This is a genomic window from Nocardia sp. (assembly GCF_025465275.1).
GTDB lineage: Bacteria > Actinomycetota > Actinomycetes > Mycobacteriales > Mycobacteriaceae > Nocardia.
On the sequence record NZ_JAODNK010000166.1, the window covers coordinates 1 to 6814 of the forward strand.

General features: G+C 68.3%; 1 protein-coding gene. It reads left to right on the plus strand.

From position 1 onward, the window contains the following. The coding region (locus tag JWN03_RS34895) for a non-ribosomal peptide synthetase (RefSeq protein WP_297624126.1) at positions 1 to 6814 on the plus strand (6814 nt) is incomplete at both ends.

A 6814-nucleotide genomic window follows, 5' to 3' on the forward strand; every position in this document is an offset into this window, starting at 1 on the left:
GATTCGCCGATCGGTTCCTGCGGGTGCTCGATGCCGTGCTCGAGGATGCCACCGCCACGGTCGGCGAGATCGATATTCTCGACGCCGCGGAGAACGACCGAATCCTGGTGCGGTGGAACAACACCGCACAGGATGTCGCCGAGGTGTTCCCGGAGGGCTCCACCGCCACCCTGGCCACCCTGCTCGACGCGGCGGTCGCCGCCGATCCGAAGGCCGTCGCCCTCGTGGCGGACACCGCCGACGGCGTCGAAACGCTGACCTACCGCGAGCTCGACGTGCGGGTCAACCGCCTGGCCCGCGAGCTCATCGCCCGCGGCATCGGCGCGGAAGACCGCGTGGGCCTTGCCATCCGGCGCTCCGCCGACCTGGTCGTCGCCATGTACGCCATCGCCAAGTCCGGCGCGGCCTATGTACCGATCGACCCGGATCAGCCCGCCGACCGCACCAACTACATTCTCGAAACCGCCGCTCCCGCCTGCGTGCTCACCACGAGCCGCGACGGCTTTGTCATCGCCGCCGAAGGCGACGACGCGGCGGCCATCAGCGCCATCGAGGTGCTGGCCATCGACGAGCTGGACCTGTCGGGCCACTCCGACAAGCCGATCACCGCGGCCGAGCGGGTGCGGGAGCTGACGGCCGCCAATACGGCATACATCATCTTCACGTCCGGTTCGACCGGTCGCCCGAAGGGTGTGGCGCTGCCGCACGGCGCGGTGGTCAACCAGCTGCTGTGGAAGACCACCGAATTCGGTCTCGATCCGGCCGATGCGGTGCTGCTCAAGACGGCCGCGACCTTCGACCTGTCGGTGTGGGAATTCTGGTCCGCCGCCGCCTGCGGTGGTCGCCTGGTCATCGCGCAGCCGCACGGGCACCGGGACCCGGCATACCTGAACGAGCTCATCGCCCGGGAATGGGTGACCACGCTGCACGTGGTGCCGTCCATGCTGGACGCGCTGCTCGCCGACGGCCTGCCGGATTCGCTGTGGCGCATCCTCGCCATCGGTGAGGCGCTGCCCGCTCCGCTGGCACAGCGGGTGCGCACCGAGCGTCCGCGCACCGAGCTGTTCAACCTGTACGGCCCGACCGAGGCCGCGGTCTCGATCACGAGCCACCGGGTGACCGATGCCGACGAGATGTCGGTCTCCATCGGTTCGCCCGAATGGAACAGCCAGGTGTACGTGCTGGATTCGCGCCTGCGGCCGGTGCCGGCGGGTGTGTCCGGTGAGCTCTACCTGGCCGGTGCGCAGCTGGCGCGCGGCTACTACGGCCGCGCCGATCTGACCTCGGATCGGTTCGTGGCCAACCCGTTCGGTACCGGCGGTGCCCGTATGTACCGCACCGGCGACCTGGTGGCATGGAATGCCGCCGGTGAGCTGGAGTACCGGGGCCGTACCGACTTCCAGGTGAAGATCCGCGGCTTCCGCATCGAGCTCGGCGATATCGAATCGGCGCTGCTGCGTCAGTCGGCCATCGCCTCCGCTGCCGTTGTCGCACACCAGGATCCGGCGCTCGGCGACCGCCTCGTCGCCTACGTCGTCGGCTCCGACGGCGAAATCGACAAGCAGGCAATGCAATCGGCGCTGTCGACGGAGCTGCCGTCGTACATGGTGCCGTCGGTCTTCATGCAGATCGACGCGCTGCCGCTGAACGCCAATGGCAAGCTGGACCGGAAGGCGCTGCCGGCGCCCACCTTCGAGAAGGCCGTCTTCCGCGCACCCGTCACCCCGATCGAGCAGATTGTGGCCGGCGTCTTCGCGGATGTACTGCACATCGAGGGCGGTCGCATCGGTCTCGATGACGACTTCTTCGCCTGGGGCGGTAATTCGCTGCTGGCCACCCAGGTCGCGGCTCGCCTCGGCGAGGCGCTGAACACCCGGGTGCCGGTGCGCCTGATGTTCGAGGCAACCACCGTGTCCGCACTGGCGGCGCGCGTGGAGCACGATGCCGGTGCGGGTGGCCGTAAGGCGCTCACCGCCGGGCCGCGCCCCGAGAGCATTCCGCTGTCGCTGGCGCAGCAGCGCATGTGGTTCCTCAACCGCTTCGACAATCAGTCGGCCGCCTACAACGTGCCGGTCGCGGTGCGCCTGTCCGGCGCCCTCGATGTGGATGCGCTGCGCGCCGCCATTGTGGATGTTGTTGCCCGCCACGAGATTCTGCGGACCGTGTACCCGCAGACCGAGACCGGTCCGGTGCAGGTCATCCTGTCGACCGCGCAGGCCGTGCCCGAGCTCGAGGTGCGCACCGTCGGAGCCGACGAGGTCGCCGCCGCCGTGGTGGCGCTGACCTCTACCGTCTTCGACGTCACCACCGAGGTGCCGCTGAAGGTCGCGCTGTTCCGCATCGGTGATGAGGAATCCACCGAATACGTGCTGGCCCTGGCGATTCACCACATCTCCGGTGACGGCTCCTCGGTCGGCCCGTTGACCCGCGATCTGATGATGGCCTACGCCGCCCGCTCCATCGGGCAGCGTCCCGGCTGGTCGAAGCTCGCGGTGCAGTACGCCGACTACTCCATCTGGCAGCGCGATCTGCTGGGCAGCGAGGACGATCCGGAATCGCTGTCGACCAAGCAGGTCTCCTACTGGAAGTCGGCCCTGGCCGAGCTGCCGGATCAGCTGGATCTGCCGTCCGATCGCCCGCGCCCGGCGGTGCAGTCCTTCGCCGGTGGCAAGGTCGAACTGCGCATCGATGCCGAAATGCACCGTGCGCTGGTCGATTTGGCCCGGGCCGAGGGTGCGACGCTGTTCATGGTCGTGCACACCGCGCTCGCGGTCCTGCTGGCCCGCCTGTCCGGGACCGACGACATTGCCATCGGCACCCCGATGGCCGGTCGCGGCGAGGCCGTCCTCGACGACCTCATCGGCATGTTCGTCAATACCCTGGTGTTCCGCACCAAGGTGGACACCGATGCTGCGTTCACCCAGCTGCTGGCCCGCCAGCGCGAGACCGACATCCAGGCGTTCGCCAATGCCGATGTGCCGTTCGAGCGCCTGGTCGAGGTCCTCAACCCGGTGCGTTCCACGGCGCGGCATCCGCTGTTCCAGGTGGGTCTGTCGTTCCAGAACCTGGCGCAGTCCAATCTCGAACTGCCCGGGCTGACCGTCTCCGGTCTGGATATCGATACCCAGATCTCGCAGTTCGATCTGCACCTCATCGCCACCGACCGGTACGAAGAGGCGGGCACACCGGTGGGTATCACCGGTCTGTTCACCTACGCCACCGATCTGTTCGATCACGCGACCGTGCAGGGCTTCGTCGACCGCTTTGTGCGACTGCTCGGTGCGATCACCGCTGCGCCGCATACGGCTGTGGGCGATATCGAGCTGCTGGCCGCGGTCGAGCGCGCCGATCTGCTCACCGAGCGCAATGCGACCGCACACGACACGGATCGGACCGCGACCCTGGTGTCGCTGCTGGACGCCACCGTGGCGGCCATTCCGACCGCTGTCGCGCTGATCGGGCCCGACGGTGAGGTACTCACCTACGCCGAGCTCGGCAACCGGGTGAATCGTCTTGCCCGGCACCTGATCTCGATCGGCGTCGGCCCGGAGTCGCGGGTCGCGCTGGCGCTGCGGCGTTCGGTGGATCTGGTTGTGGCCATGTACGCGGTGTCGGTTGCCGGTGGTGCGTACGTGCCGGTGGATCCGGATCAGCCTGCCGAGCGCACCGATTACATTCTCGAGACCGCCGCTCCGGTGTGTGTGCTCACCAATGCCGAGGCCCGCTTCAGCACAGAGGTCGCACCGCTGGTGCGCCTGGATCAGTTGCAGCTGGAATCGTTTGCGGTCGAGGCGATCACCGATGTCGAGCGGGTGTCGCCGCTATTGCCGTCGCACACCGCGTACGTGATCTTCACGTCCGGTTCGACCGGCCGGCCCAAGGGCGTGGCATTGCCGCACGCCGCGGTGGCGAATCAGTTGCAGTGGAAGACAGCCGAATTCGGTCTCGGTGCCGATGACGCGGTGCTGCTCAAGACCGCTGCCACCTTCGACCTCTCGGTCTGGGAATTCTGGTCGGCCGCCGTGTGCGGTGGCCGCCTGGTCATTGCCTCTCCCGATGGGCATCGTGATCCGGCGTACCTGAACGAGCTGATGGCTCGTGAGCTGGTCACCACACTGCATGTGGTGCCGTCCATGCTCGATGCGCTGCTGACGGAATCCGGTGGTGCGCTGACGCGTTCGTTGCGCCGGGCGCTGGCGATCGGTGAAGCTCTGCCCGCGACTGTGGCGCAGCGCTTCCGCAAGGCCAACGCGGCCGCGCAGCTGTTCAACCTGTACGGCCCGACCGAGGCCGCGGTGTCCGTCACCAGTCACCTGGTCACCGACGCCGATCTGGGTTCGGTCTCCATCGGTCTGCCCGAGTGGAACAGCCAGGTCTACGTACTGGATTCGCGCCTGCACCCGGTTGCCGCCGGGGTATCGGGTGAGCTGTATCTGGCGGGTGCGCAGCTGGCGCGCGGTTACTTCGGCCGTGCGGATCTGACCGCTGATCGCTTCGTTGCGAACCCGTTCGGCAATGGCGAGCGCATGTACCGCACTGGTGACCTCGTCGCTTGGGCGGCCAATGGTGAACTGGAATACCGGGGCCGTACCGACTTCCAGGTGAAGATCCGCGGTTTCCGTATCGAGCTCGGTGAGATCGAGGCCGCACTGCTGGCCATGCCGGAGATCGCTCAGGTCGCGGTGCTCGCCAAGTCCGACCAGCGCACCGGTGACCGCCTCGTCGCCTACCTGGTGCCGTCCGACCGCACCGCGAGTGTGGAAGTGACGCAGGCGAAGTCGGTCCTGTCGGCGGCGCTGCCGTCCTACATGGTGCCCTCGGCCTTCGTGGTCCTCGATGCCCTGCCGCTGAACGTCAACGGCAAGCTGGATCGCAAGGCGCTGCCGGAGCCCGAGTTCGAGACCCAGGCCTTCCGTGCCCCGTCCACCCCGATCGAAGAAATCGTGGCGGGCGTGTTCACCGAGGTGCTCGGCTTGAGCCCGAATGCCGACTCCGTCGGCGGCGAACGGGTCGGCGCGGACGACGACTTCTTCGCACTCGGCGGTAACTCGCTGCTGGCGACGCAGGTCGCCGCTCGCCTCGGCGCGGCTCTAGACAGCCGGGTTCCGGTCCGGACCCTGTTCGAGGCCTCCACGGTCGCCGGACTGGCCATCAAGCTGGAACTGCACGCCGGTTCCGGTGATCGCCGTCCGCTCGTCGCGCAGGAGCGCCCGGCCTCGGTGCCGCTGTCGCTCGCACAGCAGCGCATGTGGTTCCTCAACCAGTTCGACATCACGTCGGCGGCCTACAACATTCCGGTCGCCGTCCGCCTCACCGGCGAACTGGATACGGACGCGCTGCAGCAGGCCGTCGCCGATGTGATCGGCCGCCACGAGACCCTGCGGACCGTCTACCCGCAGGTCGACGGCGCCGCCTCACAGGTGATCGTGACTGCCGCACAGGCGATTCCGGATCTCACCCCGATCGAGGTCTCGGCCGAATCGGTGCGCGACCACATCGCCGAGCTCATCGGTACCGGCTTCGACGTGACCACCGAGGTTCCGTTGCGGGCCAAGCTCTTCCGCGTCGAGACCGCGCCGGTCGCCGAGGCACTCGGCTCACACGAAGCCGTCGTGCTGGATGTGGCCGACGCCTTCGAGGCCGCCACCCTGCGGGCCGTCGGCGCGCACGCGGCCGCCCTCGGCTCGGTCCGGATCGATCCGCCCAAGCCGGTCGTCGAGCACGTGCTCGTGTTCGTCGCCCACCACATCAGCGCGGACGGCTGGTCCATGGGCCCGCTCACCCGCGATGTGATGATCGCGTACGCGTCCCGCGCCGCCGGCGTCACGCCGGGCTGGGCTCCCATGCCGGTGCAGTACGCCGACTACTCGATCTGGCAGCGCAAGGTGCTCGGCTCCGAACGCGATGCCGAGAGCCTCATCTCGGGCCAGGCCGACTACTGGCGGACCGCGCTCGCGGACCTGCCGGACGAGCTGAACCTGCCGTCCGATCGCCCGCGCCCGAACGCGCAGTCGTTCCACGGCGGCAAGGTGCACTTCCCCATCGGGGCCGGACTGCACCGCGGGCTGCAAGCCATCGCCCGTGAGCAGAACGCGACCATGTTCATGGTCGTGCACGCCGCGCTCGCGGTGTTCCTGTCGCGCCTGTCGGGCACCGAGGACATCGCCATCGGCACGCCCATCGCGGTCCGTGGCGAGGACGAGCTCGACAATGTGATCGGCAAGTTCGTGAACACCCTGGTGCTGCGCACCGAGGTCGACGCGGACCAGACCTTCGCGCAGCTCGTCACCCGCGCCAAGGAAGCCGACCTGGCCGCGTTCGCGCACGCCGATATCCCGTTCGAGCGGCTCGTGGAGGTGCTCAACCCGGAGCGCTCCACCGCCCGCCACCCGCTGTTCCAGGTGGTGCTCTCGTTCGAGAACCTGCCCGACAGCACCTTCGAACTGCCCGGCCTGCGGGTCGCCGCGGTCGAATTCGACAACGACACGGCGAAATTCGATCTGTCGCTGACCATTACCGAAGCCGGGACCGCCGGCGAGGGCATGTACGCCGAATTCGCGTTCGCGCGTGACCTGTTCGACGACGCCACGGTGGAACGTTTCGCACAGCGGTTCACCAGGTTGCTGGAGCAGATCACCGCGCGGCCGCAGCTGCCGGTCGGCGACCTGCAACTGCTGTCGGCCGCCGAGCGCGCGGACCTGTTGTCGCGCAACGGCGCCAAGGCCGTCGAGGCGCTCACCCTGCCCGAGATCATGGCCAACGCCGTAGCCGCCAACCCGGTCGGCGAGGCCGTGGTCTTCGACGGTCAGGTGCT